The 19,264-nt window shown below is 40.0% G+C and carries 19 protein-coding genes, 2 tRNA genes and 2 rRNA genes; 16 read left to right on the forward strand and 7 right to left on the reverse strand.

The genetic code is table 11. The annotated features are described in order from the left end of the window. The 4 genes from GLW08_RS19025 to GLW08_RS19040 form a co-directional block, all read left to right on the forward strand. Window positions 1–126: ribosomal RNA gene (locus GLW08_RS19025) — 23S ribosomal RNA — on the forward strand; the annotation flags it as partial. 123 nt (window positions 127–249) lie between these two features. Further along, a 5S ribosomal RNA gene (gene rrf / locus GLW08_RS19030) occupies window positions 250–365 on the forward strand. 70 nt (window positions 366–435) lie between these two features. Further along, window positions 436–512: transfer RNA gene (locus tag GLW08_RS19035), tRNA-Met, on the forward strand. A 72-nt stretch (window positions 513–584) separates the two neighbouring features. Then, window positions 585–661 (forward strand) — tRNA-Asp (locus tag GLW08_RS19040). A gap of 112 nt (window positions 662–773) precedes the next feature. Here GLW08_RS19040 and GLW08_RS19045 read toward each other — a convergent pair. After that, window positions 774–914, reverse strand: a complete 141-nt coding sequence (locus tag GLW08_RS19045) for a hypothetical protein (RefSeq protein WP_160850218.1) — start codon at window positions 912–914, stop codon at window positions 774–776. Between the two features lie 204 nt (window positions 915–1,118). Here GLW08_RS19045 and tsaE point away from each other — a divergent pair, with 204 nt between their 5' ends. Genes tsaE through tsaD form a run of 4 tightly spaced genes read left to right on the forward strand, consistent with a single transcriptional unit; the run spans window position 1,119 to window position 3,769 of the window. After that, complete coding sequence (tsaE, locus tag GLW08_RS19050) at window positions 1,119–1,577, forward strand: tRNA (adenosine(37)-N6)-threonylcarbamoyltransferase complex ATPase subunit type 1 TsaE (protein ID WP_160850219.1); 459 nt, start codon at window positions 1,119–1,121, stop codon at window positions 1,575–1,577. Then, window positions 1,574–2,284 (forward strand): tRNA (adenosine(37)-N6)-threonylcarbamoyltransferase complex dimerization subunit type 1 TsaB, encoded by a 711-nt coding sequence (gene tsaB, locus GLW08_RS19055; protein WP_160850220.1) that lies wholly within the window; start codon window positions 1,574–1,576, stop codon window positions 2,282–2,284. Before tsaE ends, tsaB begins: the two co-directional genes overlap by 4 nt. Continuing rightward, on the forward strand, window positions 2,277–2,723 hold the full coding sequence (rimI, locus tag GLW08_RS19060; RefSeq protein ID WP_160850221.1) for a ribosomal protein S18-alanine N-acetyltransferase: 447 nt from the start codon (window positions 2,277–2,279) through the stop codon (window positions 2,721–2,723). The genes tsaB and rimI overlap by 8 nt, the downstream gene beginning before the upstream one ends. After that, a complete protein-coding gene (gene tsaD / locus GLW08_RS19065; protein WP_160850276.1) occupies window positions 2,723–3,769 on the forward strand; it encodes a tRNA (adenosine(37)-N6)-threonylcarbamoyltransferase complex transferase subunit TsaD in 1,047 nt (348 codons plus the stop codon). Before rimI ends, tsaD begins: the two co-directional genes overlap by 1 nt. A gap of 603 nt (window positions 3,770–4,372) precedes the next feature. Here the strand turns inward: tsaD and abc-f are convergent. After that, window positions 4,373–6,307 carry a ribosomal protection-like ABC-F family protein gene (abc-f, locus tag GLW08_RS19070; protein ID WP_160850222.1) on the reverse strand — a complete coding sequence of 645 codons (1,935 nt, stop codon included), beginning with the start codon at window positions 6,305–6,307 and terminating at the stop codon, window positions 4,373–4,375. 375 nt (window positions 6,308–6,682) lie between these two features. Here abc-f and moaC point away from each other — a divergent pair, with 375 nt between their 5' ends. From moaC to GLW08_RS19085, 3 genes are all read left to right on the forward strand, one after another. Continuing rightward, a complete protein-coding gene (gene moaC / locus GLW08_RS19075) occupies window positions 6,683–7,195 on the forward strand; it encodes a cyclic pyranopterin monophosphate synthase MoaC (protein ID WP_160850223.1) in 513 nt (170 codons plus the stop codon). Further along, on the forward strand, window positions 7,186–7,854 hold the full coding sequence (locus tag GLW08_RS19080) for a redox-sensing transcriptional repressor Rex (RefSeq protein ID WP_160850224.1): 669 nt from the start codon (window positions 7,186–7,188) through the stop codon (window positions 7,852–7,854). The genes moaC and GLW08_RS19080 overlap by 10 nt, the downstream gene beginning before the upstream one ends. Before the next feature lie 364 nt (window positions 7,855–8,218). Continuing rightward, window positions 8,219–9,634 (forward strand): MDR family MFS transporter, encoded by a 1,416-nt coding sequence (locus tag GLW08_RS19085; RefSeq protein WP_160850225.1) that lies wholly within the window; start codon window positions 8,219–8,221, stop codon window positions 9,632–9,634. A 62-nt stretch (window positions 9,635–9,696) separates the two neighbouring features. Here the strand turns inward: GLW08_RS19085 and GLW08_RS19090 are convergent, their stop codons facing one another. The 3 genes from GLW08_RS19090 to GLW08_RS19100 all read right to left on the reverse strand — a co-directional run bounded on the left by GLW08_RS19090 (window position 9,697) and on the right by GLW08_RS19100 (window position 11,251). Then, entirely contained in the window at window positions 9,697–10,227 is a 531-nt protein-coding gene (locus GLW08_RS19090; RefSeq protein WP_160850226.1) for a GNAT family N-acetyltransferase, read from the reverse strand. Window positions 10,228–10,311: 84 nt separating this feature from the next. After that, window positions 10,312–10,509, reverse strand: coding sequence for a YdiK family protein (locus GLW08_RS19095; RefSeq protein WP_160850227.1), 198 nt, complete (start codon window positions 10,507–10,509; stop codon window positions 10,312–10,314). 7 nt (window positions 10,510–10,516) lie between these two features. Next, window positions 10,517–11,251: a CPBP family intramembrane glutamic endopeptidase gene (locus GLW08_RS19100; RefSeq protein WP_160850228.1), complete on the reverse strand. Its 735-nt coding sequence runs from the start codon at window positions 11,249–11,251 to the stop codon at window positions 10,517–10,519. 261 nt (window positions 11,252–11,512) lie between these two features. Here GLW08_RS19100 and groES point away from each other — a divergent pair, with 261 nt between their 5' ends. The 3 genes from groES to GLW08_RS19115 all read left to right on the forward strand — a co-directional run bounded on the left by groES (window position 11,513) and on the right by GLW08_RS19115 (window position 14,894). Next, window positions 11,513–11,797, forward strand: a complete 285-nt coding sequence (groES, locus tag GLW08_RS19105; RefSeq protein WP_160850229.1) for a co-chaperone GroES — start codon at window positions 11,513–11,515, stop codon at window positions 11,795–11,797. Between the two features lie 118 nt (window positions 11,798–11,915). Further along, window positions 11,916–13,553: a chaperonin GroEL gene (gene groL / locus GLW08_RS19110; protein ID WP_160850230.1), complete on the forward strand. Its 1,638-nt coding sequence runs from the start codon at window positions 11,916–11,918 to the stop codon at window positions 13,551–13,553. A gap of 525 nt (window positions 13,554–14,078) precedes the next feature. After that, window positions 14,079–14,894 (forward strand): alpha/beta fold hydrolase, encoded by an 816-nt coding sequence (locus tag GLW08_RS19115; protein WP_160850231.1) that lies wholly within the window; start codon window positions 14,079–14,081, stop codon window positions 14,892–14,894. Window positions 14,895–15,735: 841 nt separating this feature from the next. Here GLW08_RS19115 and GLW08_RS19120 read toward each other — a convergent pair. Together GLW08_RS19120 and GLW08_RS22470 are read right to left on the reverse strand one after the other, a co-directional pair. After that, window positions 15,736–17,127 carry an aldehyde dehydrogenase family protein gene (locus tag GLW08_RS19120; protein WP_160850277.1) on the reverse strand — a complete coding sequence of 464 codons (1,392 nt, stop codon included), beginning with the start codon at window positions 17,125–17,127 and terminating at the stop codon, window positions 15,736–15,738. 472 nt (window positions 17,128–17,599) lie between these two features. Then, window positions 17,600–17,683, reverse strand: a complete 84-nt coding sequence (locus GLW08_RS22470; protein WP_160850278.1) for a winged helix-turn-helix domain-containing protein — start codon at window positions 17,681–17,683, stop codon at window positions 17,600–17,602. Between the two features lie 186 nt (window positions 17,684–17,869). On the opposite strand from GLW08_RS22470, the gene GLW08_RS19130 reads away from it, so the two are divergent. Together GLW08_RS19130 and GLW08_RS19135 are read left to right on the forward strand one after the other, a co-directional pair. Then, window positions 17,870–18,031 (forward strand): hypothetical protein, encoded by a 162-nt coding sequence (locus tag GLW08_RS19130; protein ID WP_202410208.1) that lies wholly within the window; start codon window positions 17,870–17,872, stop codon window positions 18,029–18,031. 102 nt (window positions 18,032–18,133) lie between these two features. Next, window positions 18,134–19,051 carry a VOC family protein gene (locus GLW08_RS19135; RefSeq protein WP_160850232.1) on the forward strand — a complete coding sequence of 306 codons (918 nt, stop codon included), beginning with the start codon at window positions 18,134–18,136 and terminating at the stop codon, window positions 19,049–19,051. The last annotated feature ends 213 nt before the right edge of the window (window positions 19,052–19,264 follow it).

Here is a 19,264-nt window from a genome sequence, read left to right on the forward strand (position 1 = left end):
AAGATGAGATTTCCCATCATTTTAAATGAGTAAGATCCCTTGTAGACGACAAGGTTGATAGGTCCGAGGTGGAAGCGTGGTGACACGTGCAGCTGACGGATACTAATAGATCGAGGACTTAACTAAACACGAAAAGCGCAGGCGACTGCTTCGGCAGTCGCTGGAGCTCGAACCCGAAAAGGCGCACCAACCATTCGATGTCTCATTCTTATCTAGTTTTGAAGGTACTACCTTCAAGAAAATACAAAGTATGGCGGTTTTGGCGAAGAGGTCACACCTGTTCCCATGCCGAACACAGAAGTTAAGCTCTTCAGCGCCGATGGTAGTCGGGGTTTCACCCCCGCAAGAGTAGGACGCCGCCATGCTTTTGTATCTATTTCTTTTCTTGAACATGAAGTTATGAGCATGTTCCAAATTGAATTCTCTTAATATTACCGCGGGGTGGAGCAGTCTGGTAGCTCGTCGGGCTCATAACCCGAAGGTCACAGGTTCAAATCCTGTCCCCGCAACCAAATTTATTTTATGCAACGTCGAATAAATATCATCGTTAGAAAATAATAGTAGTGCTTTAGTGCAACCAAAATGGTCCGGTAGTTCAGTTGGTTAGAATGCCTGCCTGTCACGCAGGAGGTCGCGGGTTCGAGTCCCGTCCGGACCGCCATTTTTTTAAATGGATTACATATCAATTGTTTACACAGCCTTAGGAATTTTCCTAAGGCTTTTCTAATGGATTTTTTTATAAGAAAAAGATACACGATGGGGTTAGTAAATGTCTAGCCCCAGCCCCCAGCAACTAGTATGCTTTCTTCACCTCCGGTCGATAAGTCAACATCGAATTGCTCTACTCTTCGTGTTCCTTTATCCTGGGGATTTAGGTGAAGATCGATTAAGACCGCTGCATCGTGCAGCAACATCGAACCAACCTACGACGTGTAGGCCGCAGCATATACGTTGCTAACTAGGCGTTTGAGCTTTTTCGTTATATCTAACTCCAGCGCCGAGCACCTAGCATAGATCTAGAGAAAAAAGGAGAATAAGGTAGAATTTTTCTTTTTGGTTTTATTTTTGCTATGATATAGATTAGCATATAGGATTTCTAACGGAAGTTGGTGTTAAGTATGAGCTCCAATCATACGTTGAGTACCGTATCCCCTGAAGAGACAACTGGCTTCGCAGAAAAACTTGCTTCTCTGTTACATGCTGGTGATGTTCTCACTCTAGAAGGGGATTTGGGTGCTGGTAAAACAACCTTTACGAAAGGGTTGGCAAAAGGATTGGGTGTGAAGCGAACAGTGAATAGCCCTACCTTTACGATTGTGAAGGAATATGAGGGGCGTCTGCCTCTTTATCATTTAGATGTATATCGCTTAGAAGACAGTGACGAAGATATAGGTTTTGATGAATATTTTCATGGTGATGGAGTGTCTGTTGTAGAATGGGCACATTTCATAGAGCCTTATCTTCCAAAACGTCGTTTGGATATTCGAATATCCTACATTGGAGAAACAGAACGCAAAATTGAATTGTCTCCGATGGGAGAAGATTTTGATCGTGTTTGTGAGGAGTTAATGAAATGAATGTACTAGCCATAGATACTTCTAATCAGGCGTTAGGAGTTGCTTTAGTCAGAGAGAATGAAGTGATTGCCGAATATAGTACAAATGTGAAGCGAAACCACTCTGTACAGTTAATGCCAGCCATTGATCATTTGATGAAGGAAACCAATATGACTCCTCAGGATTTGGATCGTATTGCTGTAGCAAATGGCCCTGGGTCTTTTACAGGTGTCCGTATTGGTTTAACGACTGCTAAAACATTAGCATGGTCTTTGACTATTCCTATTGTAGCAATCTCGAGCTTGGAAGTAATCGCACGTAATGGACATTTTTTTAATGGATATATTTGTCCTTTCTTTGATGCAAGGAGGGGAATGGTATATACGAGCTTATATGCCTCTGAGGATGGTGAACTAGTACCTGTAGAAGATGAGGTAAATATACTACTAACTGAATGGTTGGAACGAGTTCGTGGATATGAGAAGCCAATCTTATTTATAAGTAGTCAATTATCCACTCACCAATCTGTTATTAAAGAACAACTTGGGGACCAGGCTGTTTGTCCACAGGATTTACCTGTACATTTACCTCGTGCGGGAGAAATTGCGAAACTTGCCATCTCTCGTGAACCAAGTTCTGTCCATGAGCTTACTCCTAATTACTTACGGTTAGCAGAGGCTGAATCAAAATGGCTTGCTGCCCAACAGGAGAAACAGAAAGATGGGTAATGCGATTGTTCGAAAGATGGTTGATGAGGATATTGATAATATTTTAAAAATAGAAGAACAATGCTTCGCGACTCCATGGACACGTGACGCATTTGATCATGAGCTGCATGATAATCCCTATGCCTTGTATTATGTAATCGAGATAGAAGGCACCATTATTGGATACTGTGGGCTGTGGTTGATTATTGATGAAGCTCATGTGACCAATATAGCCATCTTACCTAGTTACCGTGGGAAACGTTTAGGTAATGCTTTATTTAAAGCTGTTTTGACACATGCAAGACAATTAGGTGCTATTCAACTTTCATTAGAAGTTCGAGTATCGAATGTTGTAGCACAAAAGATGTATCGTAGATTTGGATTAGTTCCAGGTGGAATTCGAAAAAATTATTATACGGATAATCATGAGGATGCTTTAGTAATGTGGGTGAAATTATAATGGAGAAAACAGCTCAATATGTATTAGGAATTGAAACAAGCTGTGATGAAACAGCTGTAGCGATTGTGAAAGATGGGAAAGAGCTTATCGCTAATGTTGTCGCTTCCCAAATTGAAAGCCATAAACGCTTTGGTGGGGTCGTTCCTGAGATTGCTTCTCGACATCATGTGGAACAAGTTACGGTGGTATTAGAAGAAACACTTAATCAGGCGAATATGAGTATGGACGATATAGATGCGATAGCAGTTACTGAAGGTCCAGGTCTTGTTGGAGCACTATTAGTAGGTGTGAATGCAGCAAAGGCGTTGGCGTTTGCTCATCAGAAGCCGTTGGTGGGGGTTCATCATATTGCAGGTCATATTTATGCCAATCGTTTGGAGCAAGAATTTGAATTTCCACTACTGTCCTTGGTCGTTTCAGGGGGGCACACAGAGCTTATCCTGATGGAGGAGCATGGATCGTTTGACGTCATAGGTGAAACACGAGATGATGCTGCAGGTGAAGCGTATGATAAGGTAGCACGTACGTTAAAGCTACCTTATCCAGGAGGCCCTCATATTGATCAGCTTGCCCATCAAGGGGAAGCCACGATTGATTTTCCGCGTTCTTGGTTAGAGGAAGGGTCATTTGATTTTAGTTTTAGTGGTTTAAAATCTTCTGTTATTAATACGCTTCATAATGCAAAGCAAAAAGGGATTACCTATAAGGATGAAGATATTGCAGCGAGCTTTCAGGCAAGTGTAATAGATGTACTGGCTACGAAAACGTATAAAGCTGCTAAACAGTATAACGTGAATCAAGTGATTGTAGCAGGTGGTGTAGCAGCCAATAAAGGCCTTCGCGAGCGCCTGAATGACCAATTCAGTGAAGAAGAAGGGATGAGTCTGCTAATCCCTCCATTGTCTTTATGTACAGACAATGCAGCGATGATTGCAGCTGCTGGTAGTATTGCTTACGAGCAAGGTCACCGAGCAGGATGGGATCTCAATGGGAATCCATCTTTAACACTAGAGAAGTATGCTAGAAGAAGTAAAGCTTCCCAATAGATGAATAACAATGCTGTTACTTATAGAGTAGCAGCATTGTTATTGTTAATAGATTATTAAATGTTGACTTGTGTATAACGATGGTAAGTTATATAGTTTCTACCAAACTTGGGAGATTGCAATGGCAGGTTGTCCGTCATATCAAGATGAGGGTTTACTTAAGCCTGTAGGGGTCGAACAGGGCGCCTGCGCTTTTCTTTATGCATAGCGCAAACAGTTTATGTAGGATAAGTTTTCAACAGGTTGTTCACAGTTATGTGGATAAGAATTTGTAGAGTTTTGTCATTGTGAGGTTGTGGATGTGTACAATAAATGTGGATAAGTCTGTTGACAAATGTGGATAATGTGTATAAACCTGTGAAAAACCCACTATTTCAAAGATTAATTGTGTAAAAAGTAGTGGATAACTTGTGGTTATTCATTTTCACCACTATAAATCGACAATATATGCGTTTTCATAGGAATATATGTGTATATTTATCCACATACCCATCTGTGTCAGAACCAAAGCGTTGAAGTTGGGCTGAAAAGTATGAAGTTATACACAAACTTTTTCTATACAGTAAAAAACACCCTAGCCCACTATGTGGACTAGAGTGTGTATTATTCCACTTCTTGAAGCTGCTCCCATTCTTCCATAAGTGTTTCAATCTTTTGTTTACAGGTGTTGTTTTCTTCGGTCAGCTCAAGGGATTTCTCATGATCTTGATAAATATCAGGCTGACATAATAAATCGTCATTTTCCTCAATCTTCGCTTCGTGTTCCACAATCTCTGCTTCAATTTCTTCGATACGGCGTTGTCGTCTTCTTGCTTCGCGTTTTTGGGCCTTGTCTTGTTGATAATCTAGTTTGTTATCAGATGTGGCTTCTTGTAAGTCGGGATTGGATTGTTGCTCAAACTCAGCAATTTCTTGTTCCTCTTCTTTTTTCTCTACATAATAATCGTAATTTCCAAGATAGAGGGTTGTGGAATCTCCTTGCATCTCTAAAATTTGCGTCGCAATTTTGTTGATGAAGTAACGGTCGTGAGAAACGAATAGGATTGTGCCTGGATAGTCCATTAAAGCAGATTCTAATACTTCTTTACTATCTAAGTCTAAGTGGTTGGTAGGCTCGTCTAATACTAGAACATTGGACTTTTCTAGCATTAACTTTGCTAACGCTAGCCGAGCTTTCTCGCCACCACTAAGGGAATTTACTGATTTCAGCACGTCTTCTCCTGTGAATAAGAAATTACCAAGCACGGTACGAACATCTTTCTCATCCATGTTAGGATATTCATCCCATAATTCATGTAACACTTCTTTTTTTGATTGAAGTCTGGCTTGTTCTTGGTCGTAGTACCCTATCTGTACGTTAGCGCCGTACTGAATAGAGCCATGGTTTGCTTGCATGAAGTCGGTGATGGTTTTGAGTAATGTGGTTTTTCCTACTCCGTTTGGGCCAACAAGAGCAAGTCGATCCAGTCGATTTAAATCAAAGGTTACATTGGAAAAGACAGGCTTGTTCATGTCGTCATATTGGAACGTAAGGTCTCTTACTTTTAAAACGTCATTCCCAGTTCGACGATTAATATCAAAAGAAAACTTAGCTGACTTTTCATCCCCCATCGGTTTTTCGACTGTCTCCATCTTTTCTAACTGTTTTCGCTTGCTTTGAGCACGTTTCGTTGTAGACGCTCTAGCAATGTTTTTTTGAATGAAGTCTTCCATCCGTTTCACTTCGGCTTGATGTTTCTCGTATCGTTTTAAGTCGCGCTCATAGTTAGCAGCTTTTTGATCAAGGTAGTTGCTATAATTTCCGAGGAACTTTTCAGAAGAATGACGGGAAATTTCATAGACAACGTTCACAACCTTATCTAAAAAGTAGCGGTCGTGGGAAACGATAACGACGGCTCCTTCATACCCTTGGAGATATTGCTCTAACCAGTTTAACGTATCAATATCTAGGTGGTTCGTAGGCTCGTCCAAGATGAGAATATCAGGTTTGGATAAAAGTAGCTTCCCTAGCGCTAGTCTCGTTTTTTGACCACCACTTAGTGTCGCAATTTTTGTATTAAGGTCGAACTCCTTAAATTGGAGCCCGTTTAAGACAGCTTTGATATCTGCCTCGTACCGATATCCGCCCTCATTCTTGAAACGTAATTGTTTTTCATCGTAATCTTTTAATAACTTTTGATAACGAGTTTGATCTTCTATTAGATCAGGGTCAGCCATTTGCTGTTCCATTGTGCGTAATTCTTGTTCCATTTCACGGAGATGAGCGAAAACGTTAATCATTTCATCCCAAATCGTTTTATCCGATTCAAGGCCTGTGTGTTGTTCGAGATAGCCTAATGTAGCTTCTTTAGGTTTATGGAGTTCTCCGCCTTCATATGGAAGTTCTCCTGCCATTATTTTTAGTAGGGTAGATTTACCCGCACCATTTCGACCGACAATGGCAATCCGATCATTGGTGTGTACTTCTAATTTAATATTAGATAAAATAAGATCAGCGCCATAGCGTTTTGTTATATCATTGGCTTGCAATAAAATCATGCTCGTTCACCTCAATGTGTTAAGTGTATCTTATGCTTGGCGTTAGAAGCAAGGTGATCGCTTTCATCATGCATGTCAGAATAATATACGATAGGAATCTTTTTTGGTACAATTTAGTGCATATAATAGATATGGATAACAGGCTACTTTGATCTTATCGAATAGAGTCTGTACTTGTCACGAGGTAAAGACTGGGCGAGTTAGCTTTTTTAAAGAAAAGAAAGTGATAAGTTCTAGCGCTTACATGTCCAGCTCTAGCGCCTACCCCTTGGGTTGAACAAGTCGCGTGCGCTTTTCTTTAAGATAAGATCTAAGTATCTTATCCACACAAGTTGAATCTCCCCGCCTGCGCTTTTGGTATAAGGAGGTATTGGTATGGGTGAGTTTACTCATTTTAATGAGCAAGGTCGTGCACATATGGTAGATATATCAGAGAAACAGGATAGCGTTCGTACTGCCATTGCATGTAGCAGTGTTTTGATGGATGAAGAAATATATAATGCCATCTCAGAAAACAAACTAGAAAAAGGAGACGTATTGGGTGTAGCACAAGTAGCTGGCATTATGGCAGCAAAAAATACATCGAATTGGATTCCCATGTGTCATCCATTGTCGTTAAAAGGGATTGATGTATCCTTTGAGTGGACAGAAGAAACGAGAGGATATCGTTTAACAATCCAATCAAAGGTGAAGACAAAAGGTAGTACCGGTGTGGAAATGGAGGCGCTCACATCTGCGTCTGCTACTGCATTAACCGTGTATGATATGTGTAAAGCACTTAATAAAGGTATGATTATTGGGGAAACGTACTTACTAGAAAAGACAGGTGGTAAATCTGGTGATTATCATAGATCGCCCGAAGACGAGGGGGAGGACCCATGGAATTAGATCAAAATAAAATACCCCAGGCCACAGCCAAAAGGCTTCCACTATACTATCGGTTTATCAATAACTTACATAGTCAAGGGAAGCAACGAGTGTCTTCTAAAGAATTGAGTGAAGCTGTCAAAGTAGACTCCGCCACCATCCGAAGAGATTTCTCTTATTTTGGTGCACTTGGGAAAAAAGGCTATGGCTATAACGTGAATTACTTAGTAACGTTTTTCCGTAAAACGTTAGATCAAGATGAAACAACGAAAGTAGCCCTGATTGGTGTAGGGAATCTTGGTACAGCATTCCTACACTATAATTTCACGAAAAATAATAATACAAAAATAGAAATGGCTTTTGATGCCAATGCTGAGAAAATAGGCGATGATATCGGAGGTGTTCCTGTCTATCATATTGATGAAGTGGAGGAACGCTTGAACGAAGACGTTTCTGTTGCGATTTTAACGGTACCAGCACAAGCTGCCCAGGCAATCGCGGATCGCATGATTGAAGCGGGTGTAATCGGTATCTTAAACTTCACACCAGCACGAATTAATGTGCCCGGCCATGTACGTGTTCACCACATTGATTTAGCAGTAGAGCTGCAGGCCCTAGTTTACTTTTTGAAACATTATCCTATGGATGAAGAAGAAGTAGAGGAAGAGCCTGAAGAATAATATAAAAGGTGTTACCAAAAAGCTCGCATTTTGCGAGTTTTTTGTTTTGTGTAAGAAAGTATAATAAATTTGCTTTTGTATAATTTAATAGGTTATAGAGGCTACATCCAGCTCCAGCGCCCAGCGACATCGAACTGACCTACATCTTGTAGGCCCACGTCACGCAGTAACATTGAACCAACCCACGTCGTGTGGGTCGCAGCCCATACGTCGCTAAACGGGCACTTGCGCTTTTGTTGTAGCCTATCCATACTTTTCATATAAATAAGAAATTGGGTAAACATTATATTATCTTTCCTATTTGGGCCTATGGTATAGTAGAAAAATACTTCGAGTTACGAAATAAAAGAGGAAGGGGGATACAATGAGTAGACTTCCAAAGAAATGGCTTGTTGTGGTTTCTGTACTATTTGGAACCTTTACGGTCATTTTAAATAATAGTATGCTGAATCCAACGTTACCTCGTTTCATTAAGATCTTTAATTCTGACGCAGTAAGTGTTGGATGGATGCTAACCATTTTTATGGTAGCGATGGGGATGACCATGCCGCTTACTGGTTTTCTAGGAGACCGCTTTGGTAAGAAGAAAGTATATATTAGTGGACTTATTATATTTATGGTTGGTTCCATTTCAGGATCCTTATCACCTAGTCTTGGCCTGGTCATCTTATCAAGAGCCATACAAGGGATAGCAGGTGGGTTGATGATGCCAATTGCCATGGCGCTTATCTTTAATGCCTTTCCGAAAAATGAACGGGGACTAGCTGTAGGCATTTACGGCGTCGCAGCAATGGTTGCCCCGGCTATTGGACCTACGGTAGGCGGCGTGATTATTCAATACTTTGCATGGCCGTTTCTATTCTTATTTAATATTCCATTCGGCATTATTGGGATTATCTTATCCACGAAATTTTTAAAAGAAACAGAGACGAACCCGGAACTAAAATTTGATTATATCGGATTTGTTCTTGTTACGGCTGGAGTTGGGAGTGTGCTATACGCTCTTGGAAGAGGAAAAACACTAGAGGCACTAACGCAGTGGAGTAACATTGCTCTAATTGTAGGTGGTATAGTAGCTATTATTGCCTTTGTTCGATTTGAAGATAAACAGCAACAACCGTTACTAAATCTTTCGGTGTTTAAGGTGCCTACCTATGCCATTTCCACGATTGTAACTGGTTCTGCATCCATTGGTTTGTTCTCAGGAATCTTTTTACTTCCGTTGTTGATACAAGAAGTATATGGATTGAGTGAAGTCCTAACTGGCTTATTATTCTTACCAGCAGCTGCTGCGAGTGGTATTTTTATGTCTGTTGGTGGTCGCATATTAGATAAAAAAGGGCCAAAATGGGTCATTCCGATTGGCTTACTTATACTAGCCAGTGCTACGACTGGATTAGGCTTCATTGGTTTATCCACTCCTTATTGGGTTATCTTAGCTCTCAATGCAGTCCGAGGCATGGGATTAGGATTCAGTAACATGCCAGCTACGACAGCAGGGATGAACGCTATCCCAGAACATCTAGTTGCACAAGGGTCGGCCATGAACAACGTGCTACGACAAATAGCGTCATCATTAGGCATTGTTTTCTTCTCTGTTTACTATGAAACAAGAAGAGTGCAAATTGCCGCCGGTCAGCCAAATATGACAGAAGCTACGTTGCAAACGTTGAATGAGGCCTTTTTGGTTTCAACTGCGTTGGTATTAATCGCATTACCATTTTCCTTCTTTATGAAGGGGGTACAAGATGATGAAGAGGACGCAAAAGAAGCGCAATGACGACTAGTCGTCATTGCGCTTCTTGCATGGTGACATGGTTTTCTTTATTTCTATTTCAACCCTCAGGCTCTCCATTCTTTCCGTAATAGCCCAAATAAAAGCATGTCCCACATTTCACCGTCTCGTCTAATGAATTCGCGATAGACCCCTTCTTTTTGAAAGCCAAGCTTTTCATAAAGGCGTATGGCTCTTGGGTTGTTTTCAAAAACCGTCAATTGAATACGGTGTAAGTTACACTCTTGAAAAGAAAAGTCTACCAGCAGTTCCATCGCTTCAGTTCCGTATCCGTTATTTTGATAGGATTCTTCACCAATCGCGATCGACACCCATCCATTTCCTTGATTCCAGAGGATGCCTTCCAATTCTATAAAACCGATAAGTGTTTCCGATTCAATGGTACGAATGGCAAATAGAAAGCCATTGCCTGAGGTCGCATCCTCATACCATTTTTCAATCTCTTGTTTGGTTTTGGGTTGGGCAATCGTTGCATCTAATTGTCGTAAGAACGTAAGGTTTCGATGCCACTCCATTATTTTGTCTAGGTCTTCTTTATGTAGGGCTGTTAACTGTACTTGCTTTCCTCGTAGTAGCATCGTATAACTCCATTCGTATAGGATTGAAAAAAGACAGACTCCTTATGTCGAAGAGAGTCTGTCTTTTCTGTAGAAGTATTATTCTCATTTCTTTGAGTTTTTCATCTTAAAGTGCAATGTTACTAGACGGATGCATACGGCAAAATCAAATGTAGCAACGATGACTAGAATAATCGTGATGAAATTCCAAATTGTGCCGTCTACACTTTGAATCGCAATATAGGTGAAGATACCCCCCATAATGAAATAGAGGAAGGCCATCAAAAGAGGTGACGTTCGCATAAAGGATTTAGCCTCCAATAATTGTTTGAGCTTGTTCTAATTGTTTTTCCCATTGCTCAATTTGCTCTGGATCAATGGTGAATTGAATCAGTACTACAATTAAGTTCATTGCCATATGAGCAATGATCGGTACGATGATTCTCTTAGTTTGTACATATAAAAAGGCAAATACTAAGCCCATTGCAGTATATTTTATGGTGTGCATCAGATCCATGTGCACGACAGCAAAAATTAACGAAGAAATTAGTGCTGCGATAATAAAGTTTGTTTTCTTGTAAATGGAGCCAAATAGAACCTTCCTGAAGAGCAGTTCCTCAAGAATAGGTGCTAAGACTGTGATGATCAGAATGAAGATTGGCATGCTTTTGGCGAAATTCATTAATTGTTGCGTGTTTTCTGATGCCTGAGGGATGCCAAGTCCCATTTCAATGAGTCCAGCTATAATTTGTGCCACATAGGCTAAAATGATACCTAATAAACTCCAGCCTAATAGTTTACTTATTGGTAAATTTTTTCTTGTGAGGGAGGTTTCTTTCATATCAGGTCGAAGTAGTAATAGGATAATAATTAGGGCTGCTGGAAAACTGATTAAATTCCATGTCACGATAAGTTGACTTTCCTGATTGCCTGTAAGATTCTGAAGGTCGAATCCCCAGATTGCTCCAAGGAGCGGAACTCCTACAAAACCAGAAACTTGCATAAGTATATAGGTTAACATGACATACCAATATCGTCTTGGCAAAATACAACGACTCCTTTACACACACATTTCTTTCATTCTACGTATTGTAACACAAATATAGACGAACCATTAAACATTAGCACTCCAATTCTAGTTAAAAAATAAAGAGGAAATTTTTATGGAAAAAATACATCATTCTACTTGCAAATTTCTGAACAATTCATTATGATAATAAATGTGTTAGCACTCACGTATTGAGAGTGCTAATAAATCAGATAACATGAGAAATCATATTGAAGACTAATGAGGAGGGTGTCTGATTTGTTAAAGCCATTAGGTGATCGTGTTGTAATTGAGGTTATTGAACAAGAAGAGACTACGGCAAGCGGGATTGTGCTTCCGGACTCTGCAAAAGAAAAGCCTCAAGAAGGTAAAGTTGTTGCTGTAGGTTCAGGCCGTGTAACTGATAACGGAGAAAAGGTTGCACTAGAGGTTTCTGAAAACGACCACATCATCTTTTCGAAATTTGCCGGCACAGATGTGAAATACGAAGGCAAAGAATACTTAATTCTGCGTGAAAACGATATTTTAGCAGTACTTGGTTAATAAACAATGAGGCTGAAGCTATGTAGGGAGGAAAATGGGATAAGCCCAATCTCTATATAGCACAGTGAAATCGATAAATGAATACGAAATACCTTACATTACAAGGAGGTTATTTTTCATGGCTAAAGATATTAAATTTAGTGAAGAAGCACGCCGATCCATGCTACGTGGTGTGGACCGTCTAGCAGACGCTGTTAAAGTAACATTAGGACCAAAAGGACGTAACGTTGTTCTTGAGAAAAAATACGGTTCTCCCCTTATCACAAACGACGGTGTAACCATTGCGAAAGAAATTGAATTAGAAGACCACTTCGAAAATATGGGCGCTCAGCTTGTATCGGAAGTTGCTTCTAAGACAAACGAAATCGCTGGTGACGGTACTACAACTGCAACGGTACTAGCACAAGCAATGATTACAGAAGGTCTTAAAAACGTAGCATCTGGTGCAAATCCAGTAGGGGTACGTCGTGGTATTGAAAAAGCGACAGAAGTTGCGATTGAAGAGCTTAAGAAAATCTCTAAGCCTATCGAAGGCAAAGAGTCCATTTCTCAAGTAGCATCCATCTCTTCTTCTGATGAAGAAGTCGGTCAGCTAATCGCTGAAGCAATGGAGCGTGTAGGTAACGACGGCGTTATCACAATCGAAGAGTCTAAAGGCTTCAACACAGAAATGGAAGTTGTAGAAGGTATGCAGTTCGACCGCGGATATGCATCTCCTTACATGGTTTCTGACCAAGACAAGATGGAAGCGGTTCTTGAGAACCCATACATTCTAATTACAGATAAGAAGATCACAAACATTCAAGAAGTACTTCCAGTTCTTGAGCAAGTGGTACAGCAAAGCCGTCCACTTCTAATGATCTCTGAAGACGTTGAAGGCGAAGCACTTGCAACACTAGTTGTGAACAAACTTCGTGGTACATTCAACGCTGTATCTGTTAAAGCACCAGGATTCGGCGATCGTCGTAAAGCAATGCTAGAAGATATCGCAACAATCACTGGCGGTCAAGTTATCACAGAAGATCTTGGCCTAGAGCTTAAGAACACTAGAATGGACCAACTAGGTCGTGCGAATAAAGTTGTTGTTACAAAAGACGACACAACAATCGTTGAAGGTGCAGGCACTGCTGAAACAATCGGCAACCGTGTAAACCAACTACGTTCTCAACTAGAAGAAACAACTTCTGAATTTGATAAAGAAAAACTACAAGAGCGTCTTGCGAAGCTAGCAGGTGGCGTAGCAGTAATCAAAGTTGGTGCAGCTACAGAAACCGAGCTTAAAGAACGTAAACTACGTATCGAAGACGCACTAAACTCTACTCGTGCAGCAGTAGAAGAAGGTATCGTAGCTGGTGGTGGTACAGCACTAGTGAACATCTACAACCACGTAGCTTCTCTAGATTTATCTGACGACGAAGCAACTGGCGCGAAAATCCTTCTACGTGCCCTAGAAGAGCCAGTACGTCAAATCGCTCATAACGCTGGTATGGAAGGATCCGTTATCATCGAGCGCCTTAAAGGCGAACAAGTTGGCATCGGATTCAACGCAGCAACTGGCGAATGGGTAAACATGATCGAAGCAGGTATCGTAGACCCAACAAAAGTGACACGTTCCGCACTTCAAAACGCATCATCCGTTGCGGCTATGTTCCTTACTACTGAAGCAGTAGTAGCTGACAAGCCAGGCGAAGACGACAACGCTGGCGGCGGCATGCCAGACATGGGTGGCATGGGCGGAATGGGCGGCATGATGTAACAGTCGCTCAAACCCTTGATAGATAAAAGTTTTGAATTTGCTAACCTATCATTGATGTTAATATTATAGGCTACTCATTAGTTCATCGAGCTTTTGAGTAGCCTCTATTTGTATTTCTTCAGTTAAATGGCGATACACATTTCCGGTAACTTTATCATCTGAATGACCAAGACGCTTCATAATGGATTCCAGTACTACTAGCCAGTAAATCGCAATGAATGAGGGGTTAACATACAGCTTTGGTTGAAGGCATGTAGTGTACCACACCCTATGCTTTAAGTCATAATATTAGATACTTGGACTGATAAATCAAGAAATAATAGTATATGGATATTAAGTTTATTGCTCATATACCGAATTGCATTTACCTCGATTCTCTTTGATATAGATATTAACCTCCAAAAAAAGAATTTGTGTTGAATATATAATAAAAAACTAAGAAAATAATAGAGTGAAGAAAGAGAGATGAGGGTACAGTCCATGAAGGTTGGATGCGTGTTTTTATAAGAAAGGTGTTTTTTGGGAATGCTTGAATATAAATTATTTGGAAATGACAAAGCACGGGATTACATAATACTTCTGCACGGGATAGGTGGAAGTTCAAATATATTCTATAAACAAATTAAAGCGTTAAGAGATTCATATAATATCGTGGCTATTCATCTTCCTGGTCATAAAAATTCGCCAAGTATAGTTAGTTATAATAAACCTTTTTCGTTTGAAGTTGCTGCCAAGGAAGTCGTTCGTATATTGGATGAACTTCACATCAAAAAAGCCCATTTTATAGGAATTTCCTTAGGTTCTGTTATTATACATAGTATTTTATCGAAATCGCCAGAAAGAGTGAAAACAGCCGTATTGGGAGGAGTGATTACGAAACTGACTCTTGGTTCGAAAATCCTTCTAACCCTTGGAAGAATGATGAAAAATGTGACGCCTCATATATGGTTATATTCGTTATTTGCACATATACTGATGCCGAAACATAACCACAAAGTATCTAGGAACGCATTTATAAGAGAAGCAAAAAGCATGAAAAGGGAAGAGTTTTTAGGTTGGTACAACTTAATCCAGTTTATTAGTTCGACAATGAGTGAGGCAAAGGAGAATGCGTCAAGCGTACCGAAGCTCTACATTACTGGAGAAGAGGACCATATGTTTAAAAAAGGATTAAAAAGCGATATAAAGCATCTTGCAAATGCAGAATTAGTGATATTGGAACGTTGTGGACATGTGGTCAACATAGATAAGCCTGAAGAATTCAATGCTCACGTTATGGCATTCATTCAGGAGAATAGAGGGTTAGTAAACAATAACAAACTGTTGCCTACTTCTATGTAAACAAAAATACAGGAGTAGTAATAAATCCTTTAAGACTAAGAGTGTTAATAATTTCCCTGTTCTGACTAACTTTATAAAGCTTTCCTTTTTGATCGCCTGAAAACGACCATTGACCTTTGAGCACTCAAAAAAAGAAGTTAATGAATTTTTTTATAGTATAATGTTTAATAAATGTTTTTTTAGCAAATATACGATTTTTTGGCAGGAGAATGGAGTGCCTTGGGGGCGGGTTCCTCGTCACATCATTGTAAGGATCGAGTAGATCTGGATTCATGGTGGTTACATACCTTTTTTTGATCTATTACTAACTTGAACGTAAATATGAACGATTTAAAAATAATAAGTTAAAAATGCTAACATTTTGCTAACGCAATCCGGTGAAAAACTGTGATATCTTGTTAAAGATGTTACAGTCATAACTTATCAAAACCTTTATATAACGCAATTTACGCACACATCGCGCAAGATATTACACACTCTCACCTTAGGGGCGGCATGATGTGATAGTGCCCAAAACCCTTCATAACAGGGTTTGAGAACAAATAAACTGGGTTTTGACTGGTTTTAAAAATCGTTTACTAAATCTACAGGCCTCTCAAAAGTTCATTAACTTTTGAGAGGTTTTTCCTTTAATATTACCAGTCTTCTTATTTATAGCTAACTTTTGAAGATGAGAAATAAATCAATTAGAATTACTGAATACTATCACGGCATTTGGATTGTAAATAAAGTAGTCTTGAGTTGGCGGAGGTCAGGCACCGAAATGGAAAATTACTAATCTAATATAATAAAAAAGGTCCCTGCTAAGCATTGATATACTATCAGGAACCATTGGTTAATATTATAGATTCAAAATGAATAATTTGTCGCGTGTCATTGATTCAATACTGCGGCGTATTCCTTGAGACCCGAGTCCGGAGTTTTTAGCTCCGATGAATGGGAAATGATCAGGCCCACGTTCCGTTTTTGCGTTCATTTGCACGGAACCTACGTCTAGTTTTGTGGCGATTTCCCTGGCCTTCTGAACATCTTTTGTAAAAATACTTGCTTGCAGACCGTATTCTGATTGGTTGGCAAGCGATACAAAGTCTTCTTCTTCGTTAATACGAATGATCGGTAGGACTGGGCCAAAAGGTTCTTCCCATGCCACATCCATATCTGAATTTACATGATCTAATAATGTTGGATAAACTAAATTATCTTCACGTCTATTGCCAGTAATGAGCTCTGCACCCTTGTTTAACGCATCATCTATCAAATGTTGCACAAATTCTGCGGCATCGTTATTGATCAAGGGAGTTACTGTCGCATTATCTTCAGGAGTTCCGACCGAGAGAGCTTCAACCTTCTGCTTAAGTTTCTCTGTTAGGTCATTAGCAATAGTGTCAGCTACTAGAACACGCTTAATTGCCGTACAACGTTGGCCTGAATAAGAGTAAGCACCACTAACGATGTGTTCAGCTGCTAGATTAAGGTCAGCATCCTCCAGGACGATAGCTGGATCCTTACCGCCGAGTTCTAATACAACAGGAATCATTTTGGCCTTTTGGGATATGGCTTGTCCTGTTTCTGTACTCCCCGTAAAAGTAATCATATCAATGCTCGTGTGTGTAACGAGAAAATCACCAATCTCTGAACCTTTTCCGGACACAAATTGAATGATATCAGAAGGCAGATTTGTTTCGAGCAGTGCTTCGGTCATCAGTTGACCGCTCAACGCCCCTTGAGAAGCTGGTTTGAAAACAACGGCGTTTCCGGAGATGAGTGCGGGAGCAATTTTGGAAGCTGCTAAGTTAACCGGATAGTTGAATGGAGATATTGCGAGGACCACACCAAGTGGCTCTTGCTCCACCATAGCCATTTTGCTTAATGATCCACCTCTGGAAGAATCCCCTTTCAACATTTCACCGTGGATGCGGCAACCTTCCTCAGCGGTATAACGGATTAGATCTGCTGTCCGTACCACTTCTTTGATAGCGGAAGCCAGGCTTTTACCTACTTCTTTAGAAATTACCTCTCCGATTTGATCTTGTTTTTCAACTAATCGATCTGCCCATTCGTGCAAAATATCTGCCCGCTTATATACCTCTGTTGCGGACCAACTCTCTTGGGCTTCACTTGCCTGATTTATTTTATCGTCTACTTCCTCTTGGGACATCAAGGGAAGAGAGCCAAGAACTTCGTTTCCAGAAACTGAATAGACCTTCTTTTCATTTTTGATTGCAATGCTGATAACTAATCATCCTCCTAATATATTTGACTATTCTGATTATTATGTAAAATTAAAATTTCTGCAAATTCAATGAAAGCGGAAACATTCTTCAGTTAAACGCTTACAGTTTGTATAAGCTTCAATATAATCCATCATCCTTTTATTTTCATGCAAAAAGGAATAAATGTTATTTCAAACAAAGTAGTCAGTTAGACGTATTCCCGCGTCTAAACAGCCGCTGAAGCGCCTGGGCTTAATAGAATCAAAGTTATGGTGGTTCCAAACATGATTGCCGCGAAAAGAAGGTGCACCGTAATTAAGCCTTTTTTAGTGTTTCTCGACATTTTCCCAATGGCAGGTTTCACTCCCTTCTCTATTTGTTAGGTTTAAATGTACCAAGAAGGTATTAAATAGACGATGTCCTGTTTATAAACAAATCGGTTTAGCCTATAAAAAGACCACTTCCATACACTTGGAAGTGGTCTTAAGGGACCTAGCCATTAAATCGATAGCCTGATCCCCATACGGTCATAATATATCGTGGAGCTGTGGTGTCTATTTTGATTTTCTTTCGTATTGGGGCCGATTATTCTATATAGGTAGTCGGCCCTTCTTTAACTTAGGGTTGATCAGAAGGGAACTATATTAATCAACAAAAAAGGCTATTTAGGTGAATAAAAGAAGGGCATTTAAGCAATCGGAAAGAAACTTATAGTAGTCTGTTGTGATAAGTTTAAAGAAACATTTAGAAAGGAGTATGACAGTGGGAAAAGTTGTTTTAGACATATCCATGTCACTGGACGGTTTTATCGCAGGTCCGAACGATAACCATAAGCAGGGACTTGGTGATGGTGGAGAGATTCTTCACGATTGGCTTTTTAGTGGAGAACTACCTAGCAAATTTAACGAGTTTTTTAAACTCTAAGTCTTGAAAACAAGTTTGCCACTAATACTATTCAAGTTAGCTGCTATTTTATTGAAAAGCGAAACGTATGAAATGAAAAATGCTTCCAAGGAGGAAATTACGATGATAGAAACCAATCAAAATATCGTACCCCATTTATGGTTTGACAAGGAAGCTAATGAAGCAGCAGATTTCTATGCTTCCATATTCCCTGAATCAAGAATTAGGAATGTAACAACACTTCAGGAAACGCCATCCGGTAACTCCGATTTAGTTTCTTTTGAGTTGTGGGGACAGGAGTTCATGGCAATTAACGCAGGGCCTTACTTCAAATTCAATCCGTCTGTGTCTTTCATGGTTCATTTTGATCCTTCGCAAGAAAAAGATGCGAGTAACATGTTAGATAAGGTTTGGAATAAATTATCCAAAGGGGGAACGGTGTTAATGCCACTGGATAAGTATCCGTTTAGTGAGAAGTACGGTTGGATTCAAGATAAGTATGGTTTATCTTGGCAACTAATTCTTACCAACCCAGAAGTTGAAAAGCGGTCTAAGGTAGTTCCGTCGTTTATGTTTGTCAATGATCAATGTGGCAGAGCAGAAGAAGCGATGCATTTTTATTTGTCCGTATTTAAAAACTCCAAGCAGGGTTCAATTGCCCGCTACCCTCAAAGTATGGAATCTGCCAAAGAAGATACCATCATGTATTCGGATTTTATGATTGAGAATCAGTGGTTCATTGCAATGGACAGCTCAAAAGATCATAAGTTCAACTTCATCGAGGCCATCTCTTTTATGGTAAAATGCGATACACAAGATGAGATAGATTACTACTGGGAAAAGCTATCCGCGGTTCCTGAATCCGAACAATGCGGCTGGCTGAAAGATAAGTATGGAATGTCGTGGCAGATTGTGCCGAGAGAAAAGGATGAGATGATGAGTGACAATAGTACTCAGGAGCAAATTGCCCGTGTGACCCAGGCCACTTTGAAAATGAAAAAACTTAATCTTAAGGAGTTACAGAAAGCATACAAAGGATAGTGAAATAACAGACGATCCTCCATAGCAGTCTTCCTTACCCCCCCCTTGCTTAATAAAGCTGCCAAACGAAAGACGAATAAATCAGAGAAGTGAGCCCGTTCATTAGTAGAGTTTTGAATGATTGAGGCAACAAAATTCCAAATTATGGTTTGTTGCACAAATAATTTTAATCCCATAATATTCTTGGGTACGCCAATAAAATAAAGATGATTC

The organism is Pontibacillus yanchengensis (assembly GCF_009856295.1).
In the GTDB taxonomy this organism is placed as follows: domain Bacteria; phylum Bacillota; class Bacilli; order Bacillales; family BH030062; genus Pontibacillus; species Pontibacillus yanchengensis_A.

Coding starts and splice junctions, on each gene's coding strand:
- GLW08_RS19045 (WP_160850218.1), bottom strand. CDS start 914: ATGTTGCTGCACGATGCAGCGGTCTTAATCGATCTTCACCTAAATCCC.
- tsaE (WP_160850219.1), top strand. CDS start 1,119: ATGAGCTCCAATCATACGTTGAGTACCGTATCCCCTGAAGAGACAACT.
- tsaB (WP_160850220.1), top strand. CDS start 1,574: ATGAATGTACTAGCCATAGATACTTCTAATCAGGCGTTAGGAGTTGCT.
- rimI (WP_160850221.1), top strand. CDS start 2,277: ATGGGTAATGCGATTGTTCGAAAGATGGTTGATGAGGATATTGATAAT.
- tsaD (WP_160850276.1), top strand. CDS start 2,723: ATGGAGAAAACAGCTCAATATGTATTAGGAATTGAAACAAGCTGTGAT.
- abc-f (WP_160850222.1), bottom strand. CDS start 6,307: ATGATTTTATTGCAAGCCAATGATATAACAAAACGCTATGGCGCTGAT.
- moaC (WP_160850223.1), top strand. CDS start 6,683: ATGGGTGAGTTTACTCATTTTAATGAGCAAGGTCGTGCACATATGGTA.
- GLW08_RS19080 (WP_160850224.1), top strand. CDS start 7,186: ATGGAATTAGATCAAAATAAAATACCCCAGGCCACAGCCAAAAGGCTT.
- GLW08_RS19085 (WP_160850225.1), top strand. CDS start 8,219: ATGAGTAGACTTCCAAAGAAATGGCTTGTTGTGGTTTCTGTACTATTT.
- GLW08_RS19090 (WP_160850226.1), bottom strand. CDS start 10,227: ATGCTACTACGAGGAAAGCAAGTACAGTTAACAGCCCTACATAAAGAA.
- GLW08_RS19095 (WP_160850227.1), bottom strand. CDS start 10,509: ATGCGAACGTCACCTCTTTTGATGGCCTTCCTCTATTTCATTATGGGG.
- groL (WP_160850230.1), top strand. CDS start 11,916: ATGGCTAAAGATATTAAATTTAGTGAAGAAGCACGCCGATCCATGCTA.
- GLW08_RS19115 (WP_160850231.1), top strand. CDS start 14,079: ATGCTTGAATATAAATTATTTGGAAATGACAAAGCACGGGATTACATA.
- GLW08_RS19135 (WP_160850232.1), top strand. CDS start 18,134: ATGATAGAAACCAATCAAAATATCGTACCCCATTTATGGTTTGACAAG.